The organism is Flavobacterium sp. NRK1, assembly GCF_024054175.1.
In the GTDB taxonomy this organism is placed as follows: domain Bacteria; phylum Bacteroidota; class Bacteroidia; order Flavobacteriales; family Flavobacteriaceae; genus Flavobacterium.
The window spans coordinates 2,670,739-2,693,878 of sequence record NZ_JAMXLA010000001.1 but is presented as its reverse complement, the minus strand read 5'-3'; the positions used below and the strand labels follow the sequence as shown (position 1 = coordinate 2,693,878).

The window sequence follows — 23,140 nt, the reverse complement described above, 5'->3', positions numbered from 1 at the left end:
AATAATATGGTAATTAATTTAATTCAAAACTAATATTTACATTAGCCGTAATTGTTATTTCACCTATTGCTAATGTTTCTTTTGGCATATCAGCTGCACTTGCGTCTTCAAATTTCATAGCCCGCATCATTACAGGAGGGTAATAAGACTGTGTATTATCTGTAACTGTAATTGGTTTGCCAATTTTCTGTCCTAAAGCACCGGCATAATCATTTGCTTTTTGCTTTGCCTGTTCTACAGCTTTAATACGAGCTTCAGACTCATATTGAGCTTGTTTAGAAGTTTTAAACTGCACTCCCTCAATGTTATTTACTCCGGCATCTACAAGCCCCATCATCATCGCATCATATTTAGAAATATCTTTTAGATGGATAACAATAGTTTGTGAAGCTACATAGCTATATTTTTTCTTGTTATAATCGTAATTCCTGTTAAGATTCACTCTTTGAGTCTGATAATCTTCCGATGGCAGCTTAATGCTTTTTAAATATTTTATAACGGCATCTATGGCGGCATCATTTTTCTTTTTTACATCGGCAGCATCGGCTCCTGTATTTTCCACACCTATTGTTATATCTGCCCTGTCCGGTGTTACCATAATTTTTCCTTCTCCCGAAACGTTTATCTGTGGCTGCTGATTTTGCTGGGTTGCCTGTGCAGATGCCAGCGTAGTTACAAACACAAATACTAGTAATGCAATTTTTTTCATAATAATTGATTTTATTTTTTTACAAGAATTCCAAATTACGTGCCAGTTTTTACTTACCTAAAGTTTTCCGGCTTTTGCCATTCCAAATAAAATTATTATTGGTACAGCTAAAAATATAACTATCAAAGTATTATCATATATAATATGAGGCATTTTTATAAGCGTAAATATAAATCCGCCAATAGCACCGCCAAAGTGTGCAGTGTGGCCAATGTTGCCCGCCCTTGTTTTCATTCCGTAAATGGTAAACAATAAATATAAAACACCAAATATGTAACCCGGTATAAAATTTATTTCCATATCAGGATAAATTAAAATTGATGAAAATAAAATTCCCGTTACTGCCCCCGATGCGCCAATTGCCCGGTAAGAATACTCATTTTTATGGAAGTACAGCGTTAACAGGCTGCCAAATGCCATACTAATAAAATAAACCAGCAGAAAGCCCAGTGCACCAAAATTATAAATTACCACAGGAGCAAAAAAGTAAAGCGTGAGCATATTAAAGCCTAAATGCATGTAGTCTGCATGAAGAAAAGCCGAGGTAAACATACGGTACTGCTCTCCTACCCTTATACTGCCAATATGAAATTCATATTTCCTGAAAAAAGACATATCATTTAAACCTTTATAACTAACTAATGCATTAATCAGCATTAAAACCAAAAGAACCAAGGGCATATTCATATATTATATTTTATTGTAAATTTAGTCAATCTGAATTCTATAAGAAACACCTTAACAAACATAAATTGTATATTTGCATAAAAAAATAGAATGCAGCTTTTAGCTTATATCTTAGCCTACCCCATAATCTGGTTTATATCTATTTTACCGTTCAGGGTACTCTATTTTTTTTCAGATATTAGCTATGTAATTATATATTATATAGTTGGCTACCGTAAAAAAACAGTCCGTCAAAATCTTTTCCTTACATTAAGGCATCTTAATGAAGGTGAGCGCAGAATTATTGAGAAAAAATTCTACCATCATTTTACCGATAGTTTTTTTGAAATGGCCAAAAGCATGACAATTAGCGATAAAGAACTTAGAAAGCGTTTTGTATTTAATAATATAAATTTAGTTCATGAATACGAAGCCAAAGGAAAAAGTGTAGTATTGCTTATTGGACACTATGCCAGTTATGAATGGCTGCTATATATGAACAGGCAGCTTACAACACACAAAGGCTTTGGTATTTATAAAGTAATAAGAAATAAGTATTTTGACCAGCTTGTTAAAAGAATTCGGGGTAAATTTAATGCGGAACTTATAGGTGCAAGACAAACTATACCTACCATGCGTCAAAATGAACGCAATGGGGTTTTAGGCTTTTATGGCTTTATAACCGATCAGTCGCCTAAATTAAGCAGTGCTATACACTGGTGTAACTTTTTTGATATGGAAGTACCCATTCATGTTGGCGGCGAAATGCTGGCTAAAAAAATAGGCATGAACATGATGTACGCCAAGGTAAGCAAAACAAGCCGTGGCTATTATAACTGCACTTTTGTAGGTGTAGATGAAAACATTAAAGAAGTGCCTAACTTTGAAATAAGCGATAACTTCATGAAAATGCTTGAAGAACAAATACTTGAAGCTCCTGAATACTATCTCTGGACACACAAACGCTTCAAACACCGTAAAAACGATCCTCCTAAAGCGTAAACCATTTTTTTACTCTTTCCTGTTCTTCATTAGAAGCGTTTATATGAGTAAACTCGTTGCTTGACCTGTTATAATTATAATCATGAGACCATTCACCAAAATTCTCAGCTAAAGCTTTTATGCTTTCACAAACATATTGAATTTCTGCATTTGTGGTAGTCGGATGAATAGACATTCTTATCCATCCCGGTTTTTGAATAAGATCTCCTGAAGTAATTTTATCTGTCAGGTAGTTAGACTGTTCCTGGTCTACATGCAATAAATAATGTCCATAAGTTCCGGCACAGCTGCATCCTCCACGTGTTTGTATACCAAACCTGTCATTAAGTAATTTAACCCCGAGGTTAAAATGCATATTATCTATATAAAAAGATATTACCCCTAATCTTTCCTGATGCTGCGGAGCAAGAATATTCAGATTAGGAATGGCTCCAAGATAGTCAAAAACATAATCTACAATTTCTTTTTCTCTTTGCAGAATATTATCAATACCCATTTGCTCTTTAAGCTTAACAGAAAGAGCTGTTTTTATAACCTGAAGGAAGCCCGGAGTACCTCCGTCTTCACGTTCTTCAATATTATCAAGGTACTTATGTTCACCCCACGGGTTTGTCCAGCTTACTGTTCCTCCACCAGGATGATCGGGTACCATATTTTTATATAGTTTTTTATTGAACACTAAAACTCCTGATGTACCGGGGCCGCCAAGGAATTTATGCGGTGAAAAGAAAATAGCATCCAGATACGCCTCAGTATCTTCCGGGTGCATATCTATTTTTACATACGGTGCAGAACAGGCAAAATCAACAAAACAAACACCATTGTACTGATGAATTAGCTTTGCTATTTCATAATAAGGAGTTTTAATACCCGTAACATTAGAGCATGCCGTAACAGAGGCTATTTTTAAAGTGTAATCTTTATGTTCTTCCAGTAATTTTTCAAAACTATCCAGACAGATAAGTCCTTCAGGACATGCCGGTATCAAAACCACTTTTGCAATAGTTTCGAGCCATGATGTCTGGTTAGAATGATGTTCCATATGAGAAACAAAAACCACAGGTTTTTTTTCTTCGGGAATAGTAGTAAAAGCTTTAAGATTTTCGGGCACTTTAAGCCCAAGAATTCTCTGGAATTTATTTATAACCCCTGTCATACCAGAACCATCGGTTATCAAAATGTCATCTGCACTGGCATTAACATGGTGTTTAATAATATGCCTTGCTTCATGATAAGCATTAGTCATGGCAGTACCTGAAACAGTAGTTTCAGTATGAGTATTAGCTACAAAAGGGCCAAAATCATTCAATAGTTTATCTTCAATAGGCCTGTAAAGCCTGCCACTTGCAGTCCAGTCAGTATAAATAATTTTTTGCAGGCCAAAAGGTGAAACAAATTCCTGATCTATACCTACAATGTTTTTCCTGAATTTTTGAAAATATTGTTCTAATTCTCCTGTAACAGTAATATCTGCTGTTTGCAACATAACTTAATTATTAAACACTGCAAATTTATTAAAATTAAAACGATATAGGTGCATCTTCTTTGTTGTATAACATTTTTGTGTGCTTTTATTAGAATAAAACTATTTAAGCTGAGTAAAATAAATTCACTAATAATACATATCCTTCAATTTTACATAAAAAATAACCCTGCATTAATGCAGGGTTATTTTTTATGTAAGTTAAGCTTGTTTTATAAAAGCAATGCACCCTAACTCAGTCCAGCTCTTACTCCCTCGTGAAATAATCAATGTTTGAACATAACTATTTGAACCTTTAAAACCAATACCAACATCCTTTAGCCTATTACTATTTATAACCTTAAATACTTCATCTGTATTAACATTAATTCTATTTCTTACATAGTACAATGCTAATAAAACCAAAGTTCTTATATCTTCTCCTTGATAAAGAATTTTCAACAAACCTAATTCCATAAAAACACTATTTAATTCATAGTCATCATCTACAGCAAGTTCATTATCATAGTTTATATCTTCAGGCATTTTAGGTAAATTATAAAGGTCAGATACTCTTAAAAACATAGTTTCTGCCTGTTCCTCAGCGGAAAGATCAGTATTTTCAATATCAATAAGAATATTATTAAGCTGAGGATCACTCTCTACCCAGTCTTTTAAAAAATCTTCTCCCATATAATAAAATATAAAAATTTTTAGGCAATTTTACTACCATGACCTACCATAAACTATTTCTCTTTCTCCTCCACGAGCAACCCAATCATTATATGATAACTCTGATGGTTGAAACTCAATTCCTGTACATCCTGCTTCTTCAATTTCATTTTTAAGTTTTTCGGATACATAAAAACCGACTCCTCCTTCAACATCATTAATTCCAAAAAAATTTTCTTCTACATTTTGTAAAGCCAATTTTTCAATAAAAAATGCCTCCATATTAATCTTTGCCTTTTCTTTCTCAAGAATAAAAAAAGTTTTATTTTCAAAATTCATTGATATTGGAATTGTTCCATATTTTTCCTTTTTCTTTTTTTTATACATAAGTACACATTTTTTGTAATCAATATATTCATTACTAAAAATATATAAATTCAAAAACCAATAATCCGTGTCTTCAATTCCCTTATAAACACTACTCTTAAAAAATTGTAAGCCTTCTTTACGATTAGCCTGCAATATTGTTTTTAATTTACCTGAAATAAGAAAATTAAAAGGAGCAGTTGGAAGCGCTTCAATTAAATCTGTTTTTTTAGCTTTATTATCTAAGATTGGTTTAGGTACTTCTGGTTCAAACTCAATTTTTTTAAAACGTAATGCATTAATAAATTTAGGGTTATTATAAACATTTCCAGAATAAATAACATCTTTAATTTGAGGATATTTCCCTGTAACTTTAGTATTGAGGCTATGTCGTATTCTGTAAAATCTCATATCAAAAATTAAATTATTAAATGAACATTTGGATTATTAATAATTGCTTGTTTTGCATCGTCTATTATATCCATTAAAGCGTTATAACATTTTTCATATGTTTAATTACTAAAATCATCAAGATAAGTAAAATTCCAATTTATTAAATCATACCTCTCTCCAAACATACCTTATAAAATGAAAAACCCTACACTTATGCAGGGTTTTCTCATTCCTTGTTATACTATCTTTTGTAAAGATAGTAAACATTATAATATATTTATTAACTCATAAAAAACTATATTCATTAAAAATTAAGTATCTAAAATACAATACATTAAATTTAAAAACATTATTCAATGTTATTAAAAAGTTACTCAAACATTTATAAATGTTTGATTTAATGTTAAGAACACAACTTGTTAACCATAAGTTAACACACTGACAGAGGTAACATAATATTTTTGCCGAAAAAAAATAATGAACGTACGAACGATTGTGCTGAGCATATTTTTAGCGATTGGCTATACAACTTATGCTCAGGAAAAAACTGAGACTGCTACCGAAACTACCACACCCGTAAAAAAATGGTATGAAACCATAAACCTAAGAGGTTACATGCAGGTTAGGCACAATAATATTGTGATGAGTAATGAAAAATTAGGTTGTGCACAATGTGATAATGGATGGGGAGGTAACGGTGGTGTATCTTTAAAAAGAGCACGTATAGTTCTTTCGGGTCAGGTATACAAAAATGTATTTTTTAAGTTTGAAACTGATGTTGCTACAGGAATTAGTCCTGCCGGCCCTGCAAGTCAAAACTTCGCGCAGGTTCGTGATGCCTATTTTGATATAGGCTTAGATGAAGACAACGAATTTTGGGTAAGAATAGGGCAAAGCAAAGTACCTTATGGTTTTGAAATACTACAATCCAGCCAGACAAGAGGTAATCTTGATCGTAGCGACGCTATAAACAGTGCCTCTTTAACTGAACGTGACCTGGGTGCTATGTTTTATTGGGCTCCAAAAGAAATACGCCAGCTATACAGAGAGTTATCAAATCCAATTTATAAAGGTTCCGGAGATTATGGTGTAATAGGAATAGGTATTGTTAACGGCCAAACAGCCAATAGGCCGGAAATGAATAAGAAACAGCACATTTTTGCAAGGGCTTCTTATCCTATAAAAATAGGTAGCCAGATCATAGAACCGGGAATTCAGGCTTATACAGGTAAATATGTTATGTATGATAGCCAGTTAACACCGGGTGTAATTACAAATGCAGATAAAAATTATACTGACAGACGTGCAGGTGCATCATTCATTTTATATCCTAAACCTTTGGGTTTTCAGGTGGAGTATAACATAGGTGAAGGCCCTGAATTTGATAAAGCTACTCAATCTATAAGAGTACAAAGCTTACAGGGAGGTTATGCCTTAGTAAACTACAGGCTTCCTTTTAAAAATCAATATTTCTTTCCTTATGCCAGGTATCAATATTATTCAGGAGGTAAGAAATTTGAAACAGATGCAAGAAGCTACACCGTTCACCAGGTTGATTTTGGGATAGAATGGCAAATGAATAAACATTTTGAATTTACAGCCGAATATGTTTTTGCTAACAGAAGATATGAAGATTTTGCGCTTCAAAAAAATCACCAAACAGGAAATAACCTTAGAGTTCAGGCTCAGGTAAACTTTTAAAAAAAGAAAAAACGATTAAACCGGGAAATTAAATCCCGGTTTTTTTATCTGCTAATAACTACCTTTGCAAAAAATTAAAAAATGTCAAACATATATATAGGGTATCATTTTACAGTTGATCCAAAAGAATTAGGATCTGAAATACTTATTGCCGAACTGGGCGAAACCCCATTTGAAAGTTTTATTGAAACTGAAAACGGTATTTCTGCTTATATACAGAAACAATACTGGGCAGAAGACATTTTAAAAGACATTCAAATACTTGAATCTCCGGAATTTAATATTCAATATACTTTTGAAGAGATCGAACAGGTAAACTGGAATGAAGAATGGGAGAAAAATTTCGAGCCTATTGATGTTGATAACACCTGTAGAGTGCGCGCTCCTTTTCATGAAAAGACCGATGTAAAATATGATATAGTTATAGAGCCTAAAATGAGTTTTGGCACCGGACATCATGAAACCACTTTTATGATGATCCAGCATCTATTGGAAACTGATGTGGAAAATAAAAAAACTCTTGATATGGGTTGCGGAACTGCAATTTTAGCTATTCTTGCTGAAATGAGAGGCGCCAAGCCTATTGATGCTATTGACATTGATAATTGGTGCTACCTAAACTCTATAGAAAATGCAGAACGTAATAACTGTAGCAATATAACTGTTTATGAAGGTGATGCCGAATTATTAAAAAATAAAAAATATGATGTAATAATTGCTAACATAAACCGCAATATACTTTTAAATGATATGCAGCAGTATGTAGAGTGTCTAAACAAAGAAGGTATTTTACTTTTAAGCGGTTTTTATGAAGAAGATATTGAAGCTATCAATAAATCGTGTACTGAAAAAGGCCTTACATTTGCAAAAAAATTAAGCAGGAATAATTGGGTTTCGCTAAAATATGTAAATTAGCATTTTAGATTAAGCATTTGAATATGAGTACCAAAGAAAAAGTATTAGAAGAATTATTGTTAGAAGAAGTTATTACAGCTAACAATGAGATAGTGTTATATAATGATGAAGTAAATACTTTTGACCATGTTATAGATACACTAATAAGAGTTTGCCGACACACGGCAGAACAGGCAGAACAATGTTCACTTATTGTTCATTATAATGGAAAGTGTACCGTTAAAACGGGAGAATATAAAGATCTTAAGCCCCAGTGTATACAATTGCTGGAAGCAGGTTTAAGTGCTGAAATAATATAAATAATAAAAAGGATGCCAATGGCATCCTTTTTGGTTAATAAGTCCCGTTATTTCTTATCTCTCATAAACATATTCAACACTTCCGGGAGTCATTATTGCTGTTCCTTCGCTATCTCTGTCTGGATAAGCAGAAAGTATTGTATCATCATTCCAAGAAAGCTCATCTCCTATTTTAGTAAACTGGCGTGTTATGGTCTCACCATTTCTGCTATAAGTAAGCGTAATAAGTGCATTGCTAGGATTTGAAGCAGGCTCTGCAGTATAAACACCGTTTACAGTATAACTTTCAGCACAACCGGCTTCACCGTTATCTATCAAAATTCCAACAACAGTATATTCAAAAGTATTGTCAGAATTTAATATTATTTTTCCGCTGTTATAACAGCTTGACTCTTCCATCTGATTAATATGAGCATCTCCATCTTCGTCAAAATCAGTAGAAGCTGCAGTATTTACTTCTTCCAGATTGTATGTTCCCTCTATACGCGTATCATCGCTTGTGCCGTTACTATCATCATCGCTACACGATGTAAAAGTTAATCCTGCAATTGCCAGCGAACATAGTAATACGTTAAATTTGATCTTTTTCATGTTTTTAAAATTTAATTAAGTGAATGTTAGTACCGCAAATCTAACAATGAGGATTCTTAATGTTTTTTTAAAAACAATCATTTAATTTTATTTTAACGTACATATAAAAATAAATCTATGTAATTACCTGCAATTCAAGAATAATTGCGGATTTGTATAATTTTTAGTGTATGATAAAATAAGCCTTTAATTTAACATGTAATTTAACTACATTGAACACAATATTGAATTAAATGCATTAAATAAGAAAAAAATACTTTCTGAAGAGCATAAGTATAACAGTAGTTTTTATAAACATATTTTAGTGTTTTTTGTACTAATTGTATATTCGTAACAGCATTCTAATCAAAATTCAAAGTACCTTGATAAAAAAACTATTCTGCCTATATATAGCATTAGCAACATTGCTTATTAATGCTCAGGAACTCCCTCCTATTTTAAAATTTAATGCCGGCAATTATAATGGTGGCAACCAGAGCTGGATGATATCTCAGGATAGCAACAGATATATGTATTTTGCCAACAATGAAGGCCTGCTTGAATATAATGGGACCGAATGGAAACTATATCCATCTCCAAATGAAACCATTCTAAGATCGGTTAAGGTTATTAATAAAAGGATATACACAGGATGCTACATGGAGTTTGGTTACTGGGAAAGGCAGGAAAACGGAATATTGAAATATTATTCCCTTAGCAAATCAATAAAAAACAAAATACTTGATGATGAACAGTTTTGGAATATTGTTCAATATGATCACTGGATAATATTCCAGTCGTTAAGTCAGATATTTATATATGATACAAAATCTAAAGAATATAATATTTTAAAACCAGAAACCGGTGTAAATAAGGTTTTTATGGTAAATAATAAAATACTTTACCAAACTTTTGGTACAGGACTTTTTGAGATTGAAAATGGCGGAAGCAAACTGGTTTCAGATGATGCAGTAATAAAAAACAATAAAATTGTAAACATATACGACAGGAATGAGAATTTATTATTGCAAACCCAGTTTAACGGTATTTATGAATATAAAGACGGACTCATTTCGAAATGGAATACTGATGCGGATGCAGAACTTGTAAATAGTAGTATTTATAGCGGACAAATGCTTAAGGACGGAAGCCTGGCACTTGGATCTGTGTCAAATGGGATATTTATACTTAATAAAGACGGTAAAATAAAATATCATATTACCCAAAATAAAGGTTTAAGCAATAACACAGCCTTATCATTATATGAAGATAAAGATAAAAATTTATGGGTAGCCCTTGATAATGGAATAAACTGTATCAATCTGCAATCAGCTGTAAGAAGTTTTGTAGATGATACAGGTTTTTTAGGTACTGTATATACCTCAATTCTTTACAATGGTTTATTGTACATTGGTACAAATCAGGGGTTGTTTTATAAAAAATACATAGGAAATGATGAGTTCAAATTTATAGCTGGTACAAAGGGGCAGGTTTGGTCATTATACAATAATAATGGCACTCTATTTTGCGGGCATGACTCAGGTACTTATATCATTAACGGTACTTCGGCAAACCAGATATTCTCGGCTTCAGGAACCTGGAAATTTGAGAAACATCCTTATAACCCTAATCTGCTTTTACAGGGAAATTATCATGGCATCTCTGTACTGGAAAAAACAGCTGTCGGATGGAAGTTCAGGAACTGGATAAAAGGTTTTGATTATTCCAGCCGCTATTTTGAAACCTTAGGTAATAATGATATTTATATAAGCCATGAATACAAAGGAGTTTTTAGAATTGTAGTAGATAAAGATTTTACAAAAGCAGTTAAATCTATTACTTATAAGTCACCTTTAAAAGGAAAAAATGCGAGTTTAAGCAAATTTAATAATGATATTTATTACGCTTCTAAAGACGGCTTTTTTAAAGTAAACAAAAAAACCAAAGAATTTATAAAACAGACGGAGCTTTCAAAAGTATTTGTAAAGGATGAATATACATCGGGCAAACTTACCGCTGATAGCTCTGACAGATTATGGTTTTTTACAAAAGACTATATTAATTATTTTTCATCTGGAAAATTAAATACAGAGCTGAAGCATAATATTATCCCTATCCCTTCCTCGCTTACAAACTCAATGCTGGGATTTGAAAACATTACCCAAATATCTACTAATACTTATTTGGTTGGTACTACCGATGGCTATTACACAATAAACCTTAATGAATTAAATTTTAATATATATAATGTTATTATAACTAATATTACAACAAACAGGCTCAATGAGAATATGATACCCAGAGCCATTAGTAAGGAAGGCGAATTTAAATATAAAGAAAACAATCTAAATTTTAGTTTCACGGTACCCGAATACAGCAAATATGTAAATGCTGAGTTTCAATACCTGCTACAGGGCATGCAGGATGAATGGAGCGAATGGAACACAAAATCTTTGGCCAGTTTTAAAAATTTACCTCCGGGCAATTATGTATTTAAGGTGCGTGCAAAAACCGGAAATTCAATATCTTCAAATACAGCAGAATATCAGTTTACTATTCTTAAACCATGGTATTTTACTAATGCAGCTCTTTTAATTTATTTCATACTGGCTATTATTGCAGCATATCTTATAAACCGCACCTATAAAAATTATTACCACAGGCAAAAAGAAAAGCTTATAGAAGAAAATAACCGGTTATTAGAAATAAAAGAACTGGAAAATGAGCAGGAGCTTATGAAAATAAGAAATCAGCAACTTGAACAGGATTTTGAAAGCAAAAATCGTGAACTGGCAGTTTCTACAATGAATCTTATCAAGAAAAATGAATTACTGTCTATGATCAAGGAAGATCTCAAGAAAACATCTGAAGGCAATGAAAGAAGCGTAAAATCTGTCATTACAACTATAAATAAAAATATTAATGAGGATGACACCTGGGATATGTTTAAAGAAGCATTTAATAATGCTGATAAAGACTTTCTTAAAAAAGTAAAAAAAGAACATCCGTTACTCACACCAAACGATTTAAGGTTATGTGCCTATTTACGCCTTAACCTTTCTTCTAAGGAAATAGCTCCTTTATTAAATATATCAGTCAGGAGTGTAGAGATAAAACGATATCGTTTGCGAAAAAAAATGGAGCTATCCCATGAATTAGGACTTGTTGAGTATATTCTTTCTATTTAGCAAACTACATCAAAGTTAATTTTTACCTATACATTACCACAACAAACTACGGATTTACAAGGTTTTCGTAACTATCTTATTAACACTTCTAAAAATCTAAATTGCTGCTAACAGTGGTTTTATTCAAAAAAATTGTATAAAAACAGAAATAATTTCGAAATGTATATATTTTGTAGAGGTTAATTTTATTCTGTTTAAATAATTGTGATTTAATTTTATATAATCACAAAAAACAATTTTATATGAAGTCAAAACTATTCTTGATTGCCTTTTTGTTGATTTCAACTTTTGGGTTTGCCCAAAATATAGAAGTTAGCGGAAAAGTAAACGAAGTGGCAACCGGATTACCTATGCCCGGTGTTAATGTCACTGTAAAAAATTCAACGGTAGGAACAGTAACAGACATGGATGGTAATTATACCATTTTAGCTCCTAAGGGTGCTACACTTGTTTTTACCTTTATTGGATTTAAACCTCTTGAATTAAGCGTTACAGGCCCAAATGTAAACGCCAGCCTTCAGGAAGATGCCAAAACCCTTGACGAGGTTGTGGTTATTGGCTATGGCAGCCAGAAGAAAAAAGAGGTTACTGGTGCTGTGAGCACTGTAGACAGTAAAACATTAGAACAATTAAAACCCGTTAAAGTAGAACAGGCTTTACAGGGTACTGTGTCCGGTGTAAATGTCACTACTCAGTCGGGAGCTCCTGGTGCAAATCTTACAATACGTATAAGGGGTATCGGTACAAATGGTAATCCGGATCCTACCGTTATAGTAGATGGTAACGTTTTAAACAATACTGCAGATTTAGGACTTATGAATCCTAATGATATTGAAAGTATTACCGTACTTAAAGATGCACAGGCAGCCATTTATGGTACTATTGGTGCCAATGGCGTTATTTTAGTAACAACCAAAAAAGGTAGAAAAAACAGTAAAACCACTTTCTCTTATAATACTTATACAGGATTTCAGGAGACATCTAAAAAAATGAACCTGCTTAATGCTACAGAATATGCATTAATGCTGAATGAAAGTTACGCTAATGGTGGTAAAAACATTCCCTTCCCTGATGTTTCAGGATTAGGCAAAGGCACAAACTGGCAGAATGAGGTATTTGATAAAGGAGTGCCTATTATAAGCCATGATGCAAGTATATCCGGAGGTGGTGAGAAAACAACATATAGTGTTAGTGGCTCTCATGTGGATCAGGGAGGTATTATTGGAGGTTATAAATCTAATTTTTTAAGAAATACTGCCAGAATAGCCCTTAACAGCGATCTTACAGATAAATTAAAACTTAATACAAACGTTATTTATACAACTTTCAACAGAAGATCTTTTAATGAGAATGTTTTAGGTTCAGTACTATTTAATGCGATTAATACACCTGCAATTTATACACCACGTGATGCTAACGGAGATTATACGGTTTTACCTATAGGTAACGCTAACCCGGGAAGTAACCTTGGTAATGAAATAATTAATCCGCTTGCTCAAATCTCTAATACTTTTAACGAGTACAATTTCAAAAAGCTCAATGGTACTTTTGGACTTGACTATGAACTAATTAAAGATCTTGTTGTAACTAGCCGCATTGGTTTTAGTACACAAAATGCCAGAGAAAGAATTTTTAATAAACAAATTTCTTATGGCGGTAAAGTGTTTGATAATGTAAGAAGCAGTGTAAACCAGAACTCTTTTCAGGATAACAGCTATACATATGACATGTATGCTACTTACAAAAAGTCACTTAATGAAGCTCATAACTTTACATTTACTGTTGGTATGACCAGCTTTAAAACATGGGGTGAAGGGCTATATGCAACCGGATTTGATGTACCAAACAATTCTTGGGAATTTGCCGATATTAACCTTGCAAATGGGCTTTCAGCATCCAAATCTGTAGGCTCATATGGTTATGATGAAAGAAGGCTTTCTTATTTTGCACGTCTGCAATACGATTATAAAGGAAGATATTTGCTTTCAGGAATGATAAGAAGAGATTCTTCTACAAAATTTGGGCCTGCTAACCGTGTAGCTTACTTTCCATCAGTAACAGGTGGATGGTTAATATCAGACGAGCCTTTTTATGGACAGTCTAAAGCAGTAACATTTGCTAAACTTAGAGCCAGTTATGGTGTTTTAGGAAGTGATAATATTAGTTCAAATCAATATGTAGGCTTAATGAATGGTGAAGGTACGTATGTTTTCGATAACCAAATAGTTATAGGGTCTGCTACTGGAACACTTGCAAACCCTAATGTTAAATGGGAAGAAGCGAGAAAATTTGACGTTGGTACAGATTTAAGATTTATTAATGACAAACTTGAACTTAACGCAGATTATTTTATTGATACAAGAGCAAATCTTTTAATACCGGGTATTCCTATCTCTAGAATTATCGGTACTTATGGCCCAGGAGGGCAAAACCCTACTATTAATGCCGGTACAGTACGTAATTCAGGACTTGAACTTGCGCTTACTTATAAAGACAGAATTACCGAAAACTTTAGTATTAGTGCAAGTTACAATGTTACATTCCTTAAAAATGAAGTAACAGAGGTTAATAATGGTACAGGATATTACGAAGGTGGAAGTTTTGGAGTTGGGCAACCGGCTATAACCAGAATGGAAGAAGGTCAGCCGCTTGGATATTTTTATGGTTATAAAACAGATGGTATATTTCAGAATCAGGCTGAAGTTGATGCCCATCCTTCACAACAGGCTTTAGGAGCTGTTGCACAACCGGGTGACATAAGATATAAAGATGTTAATGGCGATGGACAGATAACTGCTGCCGACAGAACCAATATAGGTGATGCTATACCTGATGCAACAATGGGCTTTAATTTACAGTTAAATTATAAAGGCTGGGATTTTGCAGCTTACACATTTGCATCTATAGGGAATGATATGGTAAGAAATTATGAAAGAACTGTAACTGACGCTAACAGATCTAATTATACATTAGACAGATGGCATGGTGAAGGTACAAGCAATACTGTTCCAAGAGTAACTACAGGAGCTACAGCTAATAATATTTTCTCTGATTACTTTGTAGAAGATGCTTCTTATTTAAGAATACAAAATGTACAGTTAGGATATTCATTGAATGAAGATCTTCTTAAAAAAGTAGGCATAACAAAAGTAAGATTATATGCAGGAGTTAATAACCTGTACACTTTTACCAAATACAGAGGATTTGACCCGGGTGCAACTAACAATGCTCCCCTATCTTCCGGAATCGATTTTGGTTTCTATCCGGTTCCAAGAACATATATGTTAGGTTTAAATCTTAATTTCTAAAAAAATGAAAAGAAAAATAATAACAGCCATAATGGCTTTCAGTATAATAGCAACAATATCTGTATCGTGTAGTGATGATTTTGTAGAAAGAGATGTTGTATATGCTATAGGGTCAGACAATTATTTTAATTCTGAAGAAGAATATTATAAAGCTCTTGTAGCTGCTTATGACATTTTACAATCTACCTACGTAAATGTTATACTTGGTGAGATTGCTTCTGATAATACTTTATCCGGTGGCGGAGATGCTAATGACGTTATCGGCTGGCAGCAAATTGATGAAATGATACATACCCCTGTAAACTCAAATCTTAATGATGTTTGGGGATGGATGTTTGCCGGTGTAAACAGAGCCAGTTATATTCTTGAATTTAAAGATAAAACAGAATTTGAAGGTAAAGCACAAATTATTGCAGAAGCACGTTTTCTTCGTGCTTATTATCAATTTGAGTTAGTAAAATGGTTTGGTGGAATACCAATGAAAGGTGATGCCAGATTTGAATTAGGTGATGAACTTACAATACCAAGATCTAAAAAAGAGGATGTATATGCTGCTATAGAAAATGATTTAAAACTGGCTATTGAAGACCTTTCTCCTACTGCACCGCAGATAGGAAGAGTAACAAAAGGTGCCGCACAGGCATTGTTAGGAAAAGTTTACCTGTATCAGGAAAAATTTGATCTTGCAGGCCCTATGCTTGACAATGTGATTAATAGTGGTATGTATCGTTTGACTAAAGATTCTAATACAGAATCAAAAGATCAGTACAGTAATCTTTTTGAAGAAATTGGCGAAAATGGCATTGAATCTGTATTTGAAGTTCAATATACTGATGTTGAAGGAGCTGGATTTGGCTGCCTTCAATGTAGTGAAGGAAATGTAGCTGTAGGTTTTAGCGGACCAAGAAGTTATGACGGACCTTTGTTTACTTCAGGTTTTAGTTTTAATGTTCCTACTCAGGAGTCACTTACAATTTATGAAGATGGTGATATACGTAAAGATATTACCATTCTTAATATGACCGAATGGGGTGCGCAAACAGGAGCCACATATACACCTGGCTATAAGGATACTAAACTTTTTAACAGAAAATATATCCCTAGAAAAAGAAGCGCTCAGGCAGCAGGTGACCTTAATCTTACCAATCCTAATAACTATCGTGCTATACGATATGCAGATGTGTTGCTAATGGCTGCGGAAGCATTTAGCCATACTAACAACCCTACTAAAGCACAGGAATATGTAAATGAGGTAAGAAGAAGGGCTTTTGGAGATGAAAACCACGATATTACTTCTACAGGTCCTCAGTTAACGCAGGATATTCTGGATGAAAGAAGAAGAGAGTTACTGGGTGAAGGTCACCGATTCTTTGATCTTGTGAGAACAAAACAGGCAGAAGGTAAAATTCCGGGATATGTTGAAGGCAAAAATAACCTTTTCCCTATTCCTATTGAAGAAATTAAATTTTCAAACGGAAACTGGGAACAAAATCCTAACTATTAATTAATTAAAAATATGAGAAATTTTAAAATATTAATCACGTTTGTTCTTGCTACAGTAATGTTTAGTTGTACTGTAGATGAAAATGACAGCCTTGATGATGTGGCTAATGGCCCTGCTCCTTCTAATATTTCTGCATTATTTACCATAACTCAGGATAATACAGGGTTAGTAACTATTGCCCCACGAGGCGAAGGCGTAGGCAGTTATGAGGTATATTATGGCGATACTACCGAAGAACCAGGAATTGTTCTTGCAGGTAAAACCATAAGCCATACTTATGCTGAAGGTAATTACTCTGTGAAAATTGTTGGTAAATCTGTCAATGGTAAAACCGCAGAATATATTCACGATTTAGCAGTATCATTTGTAGCACCGGAAAATCTTCAGGTAACTATAGCTCCTGTAGTAGGTGATCCTTTATCTATAAACGTAAGTGCCAAGGCAGATCTTGAAGCCTTTTTTGAAGTATGGTTTGGAGAAAGCGAAGATGAAGAACCTGTACAGTTTAATGAAGGTGAAACTATTATGCATACTTATGCAGCAATAGGTACTTATGAAGTAAAAGTGGTAGCTTACAGTGGCGGAGCTGCAACAACTGAATACACTCAGAATGTTACAATAACAAATCCGCTATTGCTTCCAATAAATTTTGAAAACCCAACATTAAATTATGAATTCACAAACTTTAATGGGGCAACCGCAGGTGTAATTGATAATCCTGATGCATCTGGCATAAATACAAGCGATAAAGTTGCTTTTATGACTCCTGCTGCCGGAGGTACATGGACAGGAGGTCTTTTAACACTTGATAGCCCGCTTGATCTTTCTTCTTTAACTAATATAAAAGTAAAAGTATGGTCGCCACAAGCCGGAATTATTGTTAAACTGAAAGTTGAAAATCTGAACGATGGTAATCAGAGTTATGAGGTTGACAGAGTAACATCTGTAAGCAACCAGTGGGAAGAATTAGTATATGATTTTTCAGGAGCTAATATGGATCAGGAATATTCTAAACTTGTATTTTTCTTTAATGCAGGTAGCCCGGGTACCGGAGATACTTATTATTTTGATGATATTTCTCAATCAGCAGGTGAAAATGCAATTGTACTTCCCCTGACTTTTGAGACATCTTCTTTAGATTACACATTTAATACTTTTGAAGGCTCAGCAGTTCAGAAGATAGCCAATCCGCACCCGGAAGGAATTAATACCAGTGGAAATGTAGTTGAATTTATCAAAACTAATGGAGCAGGTATTTATGCAGGCGTAGCTATGCCTCTTGATGACGTAATAGACTTTACCGTACAAAAGAAAATAAAAATTAAAGTATGGTCTCCTGCTGTTGGAAAAACAATTCTTTTAAAATTTGAGAGTATTCCTAATGTAGATGGAACTTCAATAGAAAAGAGTGCGCTCACAACAGTAGCTAACGCCTGGGAAGAACTTACGTTTGATTTTAGTGACATTAGTACTACAATTAACTATCAAAATGTAGTTTTATTCTGCGACTTTAACGTTTCAGGTACTGGTACAACTTATTACTTTGACGATATAACACAAGCTGATTAATTATGAAAAAGAATTTAAAAAATATAGCAAAATTCCTGATGCTGCTTATACTTGTAAGCAGCTGCCAGGAAGATGATAAAACATTTGGTGGCTTAGTTACTCCTACAAATCTTGACATTTCTTATACAATTGTAGGTGTTGATGCCGAGCATCCGGATGGCGACGGTTCAGGAAAAGTTATACTTAAAGCTACAGCAGATAATGCGACAAGTTATAAGTTTTTCTTTAGTGATGAAACAGAAGCAAATGCACCTAGTGGTGAATATACCAAACAGTTCACAAAAAACGGCATTAATACCTATACTGTAACTGCTGTTGCATATGGTACAGGCGGAAATTCTACAACAGCTTCCATTGAAGTAACTGTATTTAGTGATTTTTCTGATCCGGAAGCAGTACAGTTTTTAACAGGAGGTTCTACAAAAACATGGTATTGGGCAGCGGCTAAACAAGGCCACCTTGGAGTAGGTCCTAATGATGCTTCAGATAATGGTTATGTGCCACAATACTATGCTGCTGCACCTTTTGAAAAATCTAGTGGTGCTGCAAGTTGTTTTTATAAAGAAAAACTTGTTTTCACATTAGATGGTGAAGCTATAAGGTATAAACTTGATACAGACGGAAGTGTTTTCTTTAATGCTTCATTCAATAGTGTGGGCGGAAGTACTGCCCCTGATGATCAATGTCTGCCTTATGATACTTCAGGAATAAAAACCGTAACACTTGGGCCATCAGGTTCAGTTGTACCTGCCGACAAAAAAAGAGGTACAGAAATGAATTTTAGTGATGGCGGTTTTATGGGTTATTATATAGGTACTTCAACCTACGAAATATTAAAAATTACAGATACTGAAATGCAGGTAAGAGCTGTAATGGGTGGTAACCCTGCTTTAGCATGGTATCACATCTTTACAACTACAGACCCTAACGCCTCTGCTCCTTCCGATCCTGATTTTACTAATCTTGTATGGTCTGATGACTTTAATGTTAACGGAGCTCCGGATGCCTCTAAATGGACTTATGACTTAGGTATTGGAGATAATGGCTGGGGTAATAATGAACAACAATATTACAGAGCAGAAAATGCAGTTGTAGAAGGCGGTTCGCTTAAAATTACTGCAAAAGCAGAAACTTTTGGTGGTAAAGAATATACTTCTGCACGCTTAAAAACTGAAGGTTTATATGACTTTAAATATGGAAAAGTAGAAATAAGAGCCAAACTGCCAACCGGCAGTGGTACATGGCCTGCACTTTGGATGTTGGGAGCTAATTATTCAACTAATCCGTGGCCAGCATGTGGTGAAATAGATATTATGGAGCATATTGGAAATAATCAGGACCATGTAATGGGAACATTGCACCTTCCGGGAAACTTTGGCGGAAATGGTATAAGCGGCTCAACTACAGTTGAAGGTGCATCAGAAGATTTCCATGTTTATAGTGTAATATGGAGTGATACAAAGATTAATTTCTATGTAGATGGTACAAAATTCCATACATTCGATAACACAGCTTCTACACCTTTTAATGCTAACTTCTTCCTAATATTAAACGTTGCCATGGGTGGCAATCTTGGAGGAACAATTGCTCCCGGCTTTGTATCTTCTACAATGGAAGTAGATTATGTAAAGGTTTACCAATAATATTTTACATCTATTCTATATAAATTCACTATTCTCTAATGGATCAGAGTCCTGCAATAGCAGGGCTCTCTCCTATTAGATCTTCAAAAAATTATAATGAAATATAATTTACCAAAATATATCCTGCCTGCACTAATTGTGCTTGCAATTAGCTGTAGTACTGCTAAACAGGATATAACATCATCAACAAAAAACATTTCGTCCATAGATTGTAAAGTAGATTCATTATTAAGCCTCATGACCCTTGAAGAAAAAGTGGGTCAGATGAATCAGTACAACGGTTTCTGGAATGTAACCGGCCCTGTACCAAAAGATGGTTCAGCCGCAAAAAAATATGAACATCTTAAAAAAGGATGGGTAGGCTCCATGCTTAATGTAAAAGGTGTAAAAGATGTAAAAGCACTGCAAAAAATTGCAGTGGAGGAAACAAGACTAGGTATTCCGGTAATTTTTGGCTATGATGTTATTCACGGTTATAAAACTATCAGCCCTATACCCCTTGCGGAAGCCGCAAGCTGGGATTTGGAAGCTATAAAAAAATCAGCAGAAATTGCAGCAGCAGAATCGGCAGCATCCGGACTAAACTGGACTTTTGCACCCATGGTAGATGTATCAAGAGATGCACGATGGGGCCGTGTTATGGAAGGTGCCGGAGAAGACCCTTATCTTAACAGCGTAATTGCTGCAGCAAGAGTAAAAGGTTTTCAGGGCAATTTAGGCGAATTTAACCTTGCAGCCTGTGTTAAGCATTTTGCAGGTTATTCTTTTGCCGAAGCAGGTAAAGACTATAATACTGTTGATGTAAGCCACAATACATTACATAACATTATTCTTCCTCCGTTTAAAGCAGCAGCAGAGGCAGGAGCATTAACCTTTATGAACTCCTTTAATGAGCTTGACGGTATTCCTGCAACCGGTAATGCCTATCTTCAAAGGGATATACTTAAAAAAGACTGGAATTTTCAGGGTTTTGTAGTTTCCGACTGGGGATCAATGGGTGAAATGGTAGCTCATGGCTATTCAAAAGATTTAAAGCAGGCCGCAGAGCAGGCTGCTAATGCAGGCAGTGACATGGATATGGAATCGTCGGGATATGTGGAGCATCTTGCAGCTTTGGTGCGCGAGGGGAAAGTGTCTGAAGATAAAATAAACGATGCTGTTCGCCGTATTTTAAGAGTCAAATTTGAATTAGGATTATTTGACAATCCTTATAAATACTGTGACGAGGCAAGAGAAGCTGCTACAGTTGGAAAAAAAGAATTTCATGAGGGAGTACTTGATGTTGCAAAAAAGTCAATCGTACTACTTAAAAACAATAACAATCTTCTTCCATTAAAAAAAGAAGGCCAAAGAATAGCTGTAATTGGTGCTTTGGCGAACGACAAAACAAGTCCGTTAGGAAGCTGGAGAATTGGTGCTGATGATAATACAGCCGTATCTGTTTTAGAAGGGCTTAATGCGTACAAAGGAAACCAGATAACTTATGCCAAAGGTGCTGATGTAGTTATTGGCGAACCAACATTTACTGTTGAAACCAAAATAAACATGACCGATAAAAGCGGTTTTACAGAAGCCGTAAACACAGCAAAAAATGCTGATGTGGTAATTATGGTTTTAGGGGAGCATGGTTTACAAACCGGCGAAGGCCGTAGCCGTGCTGAATTAGGTTTACCTGGAGTTCAGCAGGAATTACTTGAAACAGTTTATAAGGCTAATCCTAATATTGTACTTGTTCTTACCAACGGAAGGCCGCTTATTATACCATGGGCAGCGCAAAATATACCGGCAATTGTAGAAGCATGGCATTTAGGCACAGAAAGCGGAAACGCTATTGCGCAGGTTTTATATGGCGATTATAACCCAAGTGGTAAATTACCAATGTGTTTTCCAAAAGCGATTGGCCAGCTTCCCTTATATTATAACCATAAAAGTACCGGAAGGCCGGGTGGAGAATCACCCACCGAAAGTGTGTTTTGGTCACATTATACAGATATTGACAATAATCCTGTTTATCCTTTTGGATATGGATTGAGCTACTCGACGTTTGAATATTCAAACCTAAAACTTAGCACCAATACATTTGCACAGAATGGTCAAATAAGAGTTAGCGTAGATGTAAAAAATACAAGTAAAATTGATGGTAAAGAAGTGGTACAGCTATATATAAGAGACCTTATAGGTTCTGTAACCAGGCCGGTAAAAGAACTTAAAGGTTTTGAGCTTACAGAAATAAAAGCCGGAGAGGTTAAAACTGTAACTTTTACTATTGATGAAAAAACTATTGAATTTTATACCGCCAATAAAAAATGGGAAACAGAAGCTGGTGATTTTAAAGTATTTGTAGGCGGAAGTTCTATTACAAAACTTGAAGCCCCTTTTAGCTATACAAAATAAAAATACAATGAAAAAAATATATGTAGTACTATTGCTTGCCGCTACAGTTTGTTCAGCACAAGTAAAAAAGGGAAAATTATTATGGGAGGAAAACTTTGACAGTAAAACCCTCAACGAATCTGTTTGGAATTATGAATTGGGCGATGGCTGCCCCAATGTTTGTGGCTGGGGTAATAATGAACGTCAGATATATACCACTAAAAATCACAGGCTGGAAGATGGTAAGCTAATAATTACCATAAAAAAAGAGGATGATAAATATACATCTACCCGTATTACTACGGCAGGAAAAAAAGAGTTTAAATATGGTTACATGGAAGCCAGAGCAAAACTGCCTGTAGGTTATGGAATATGGCCTGCTTTCTGGATGCTGGGTTCAAATATCATACAGGCTGGCTGGCCTTTAGCAGGTGAAATAGACATACTGGAATATGTTGGTAAAGAACCTGATATGGTTTATACAACGCTGCATACCAAAGCTAATCATGGCGATCATGCGAGTTCTAAGAAAACTGAATTCACTGATATAGAAGAAGGCTATCATACTTATGGTGCTAACTGGACCGCTGATTTTATTGAATTTTATGTAGATGGCAAATCAGTTTACAAATTTATGCCTGAAAATAAAACAGAAGAAATATGGCCTTTTAACCAGCCGTTTTACTTTATAATAAATACAGCTGTAGGAGGCAATTTTGGTGGACCAAAAGTAGATGACAGTATATTCCCTCAGGAATTTATTGTTGATTATGTTAAAGTATATTCTAATTAGAATTGCT

Annotated in this window: 17 protein-coding genes; 11 read left to right on the top strand and 6 right to left on the bottom strand. The window is 34.5% G+C overall.

Going from position 1 to position 23,140, the window contains the following annotated elements:
• Positions 1-13 precede the first annotated feature (13 nt).
• Both NHE85_RS12405 and NHE85_RS12400 read right to left on the bottom strand, forming a co-directional pair.
• A complete protein-coding gene (locus NHE85_RS12405) occupies positions 14-709 on the bottom strand; it encodes an SIMPL domain-containing protein (RefSeq protein WP_252812356.1) in 696 nt (231 codons plus the stop codon).
• Positions 710-766: 57 nt separating this feature from the next.
• Positions 767-1,390 carry a rhomboid family intramembrane serine protease gene (locus NHE85_RS12400; RefSeq protein WP_252813309.1) on the bottom strand — a complete coding sequence of 208 codons (624 nt, stop codon included), beginning with the start codon at positions 1,388-1,390 and terminating at the stop codon, positions 767-769.
• Between the two features lie 96 nt (positions 1,391-1,486).
• Here NHE85_RS12400 and NHE85_RS12395 point away from each other — a divergent pair, with 96 nt between their 5' ends.
• On the top strand, positions 1,487-2,377 hold the full coding sequence (locus NHE85_RS12395) for a lysophospholipid acyltransferase family protein (RefSeq protein WP_252812355.1): 891 nt from the start codon (positions 1,487-1,489) through the stop codon (positions 2,375-2,377).
• On the opposite strand, the gene NHE85_RS12390 is transcribed toward NHE85_RS12395, so the two are convergent.
• The 3 genes from NHE85_RS12390 to NHE85_RS12380 form a co-directional block, all read right to left on the bottom strand.
• Positions 2,367-3,863: an aminotransferase class V-fold PLP-dependent enzyme gene (locus tag NHE85_RS12390; protein ID WP_252812354.1), complete on the bottom strand. Its 1,497-nt coding sequence runs from the start codon at positions 3,861-3,863 to the stop codon at positions 2,367-2,369. The genes NHE85_RS12395 and NHE85_RS12390 overlap by 11 nt on opposite strands.
• A gap of 198 nt (positions 3,864-4,061) precedes the next feature.
• Positions 4,062-4,532 carry a hypothetical protein gene (locus tag NHE85_RS12385; protein WP_252812352.1) on the bottom strand — a complete coding sequence of 157 codons (471 nt, stop codon included), beginning with the start codon at positions 4,530-4,532 and terminating at the stop codon, positions 4,062-4,064.
• Positions 4,533-4,565: 33 nt separating this feature from the next.
• Positions 4,566-5,288 carry a hypothetical protein gene (locus tag NHE85_RS12380; protein ID WP_252812351.1) on the bottom strand — a complete coding sequence of 241 codons (723 nt, stop codon included), beginning with the start codon at positions 5,286-5,288 and terminating at the stop codon, positions 4,566-4,568.
• A 459-nt stretch (positions 5,289-5,747) separates the two neighbouring features.
• On the opposite strand from NHE85_RS12380, the gene NHE85_RS12375 reads away from it, so the two are divergent.
• The 3 genes from NHE85_RS12375 to NHE85_RS12365 all read left to right on the top strand — a co-directional run bounded on the left by NHE85_RS12375 (position 5,748) and on the right by NHE85_RS12365 (position 8,185).
• Entirely contained in the window at positions 5,748-6,971 is a 1,224-nt protein-coding gene (locus NHE85_RS12375) for a porin (protein WP_252812349.1), read from the top strand.
• 81 nt (positions 6,972-7,052) lie between these two features.
• Positions 7,053-7,886, top strand: a complete 834-nt coding sequence (gene prmA, locus NHE85_RS12370; protein WP_252812348.1) for a 50S ribosomal protein L11 methyltransferase — start codon at positions 7,053-7,055, stop codon at positions 7,884-7,886.
• A gap of 23 nt (positions 7,887-7,909) precedes the next feature.
• Entirely contained in the window at positions 7,910-8,185 is a 276-nt protein-coding gene (locus tag NHE85_RS12365; RefSeq protein ID WP_252812346.1) for an ATP-dependent Clp protease adaptor ClpS, read from the top strand.
• A 54-nt stretch (positions 8,186-8,239) separates the two neighbouring features.
• Here NHE85_RS12365 and NHE85_RS12360 read toward each other — a convergent pair whose 3' ends face one another.
• A complete protein-coding gene (locus NHE85_RS12360) occupies positions 8,240-8,776 on the bottom strand; it encodes a hypothetical protein (protein ID WP_252812345.1) in 537 nt (178 codons plus the stop codon).
• A gap of 362 nt (positions 8,777-9,138) precedes the next feature.
• On the opposite strand from NHE85_RS12360, the gene NHE85_RS12355 reads away from it, so the two are divergent.
• The 7 genes from NHE85_RS12355 (at position 9,139) to NHE85_RS12325 (ending at position 23,133) form a co-directional block, all read left to right on the top strand.
• The gene (locus NHE85_RS12355; RefSeq protein WP_308219358.1) at positions 9,139-11,943 is read left to right on the top strand and encodes a triple tyrosine motif-containing protein; all 2,805 of its coding nucleotides are present in this window, start codon (positions 9,139-9,141) and stop codon (positions 11,941-11,943) included.
• A 242-nt stretch (positions 11,944-12,185) separates the two neighbouring features.
• The gene (locus NHE85_RS12350; RefSeq protein WP_252812344.1) at positions 12,186-15,251 is read left to right on the top strand and encodes a TonB-dependent receptor; all 3,066 of its coding nucleotides are present in this window, start codon (positions 12,186-12,188) and stop codon (positions 15,249-15,251) included.
• 4 nt (positions 15,252-15,255) lie between these two features.
• Positions 15,256-16,755 carry a RagB/SusD family nutrient uptake outer membrane protein gene (locus tag NHE85_RS12345; RefSeq protein ID WP_252812343.1) on the top strand — a complete coding sequence of 500 codons (1,500 nt, stop codon included), beginning with the start codon at positions 15,256-15,258 and terminating at the stop codon, positions 16,753-16,755.
• Positions 16,756-16,767: 12 nt separating this feature from the next.
• Positions 16,768-18,324: a hypothetical protein gene (locus NHE85_RS12340; protein WP_252812342.1), complete on the top strand. Its 1,557-nt coding sequence runs from the start codon at positions 16,768-16,770 to the stop codon at positions 18,322-18,324.
• Positions 18,325-18,326: 2 nt separating this feature from the next.
• Positions 18,327-19,967 (top strand): family 16 glycosylhydrolase, encoded by a 1,641-nt coding sequence (locus NHE85_RS12335; RefSeq protein WP_252812341.1) that lies wholly within the window; start codon positions 18,327-18,329, stop codon positions 19,965-19,967.
• Between the two features lie 96 nt (positions 19,968-20,063).
• Positions 20,064-22,361: a beta-glucosidase BglX gene (gene bglX / locus NHE85_RS12330; protein WP_252812340.1), complete on the top strand. Its 2,298-nt coding sequence runs from the start codon at positions 20,064-20,066 to the stop codon at positions 22,359-22,361.
• A 7-nt stretch (positions 22,362-22,368) separates the two neighbouring features.
• The gene (locus tag NHE85_RS12325; protein ID WP_252812339.1) at positions 22,369-23,133 is read left to right on the top strand and encodes a family 16 glycosylhydrolase; all 765 of its coding nucleotides are present in this window, start codon (positions 22,369-22,371) and stop codon (positions 23,131-23,133) included.
• Positions 23,134-23,140: the final 7 nt, after the last annotated feature.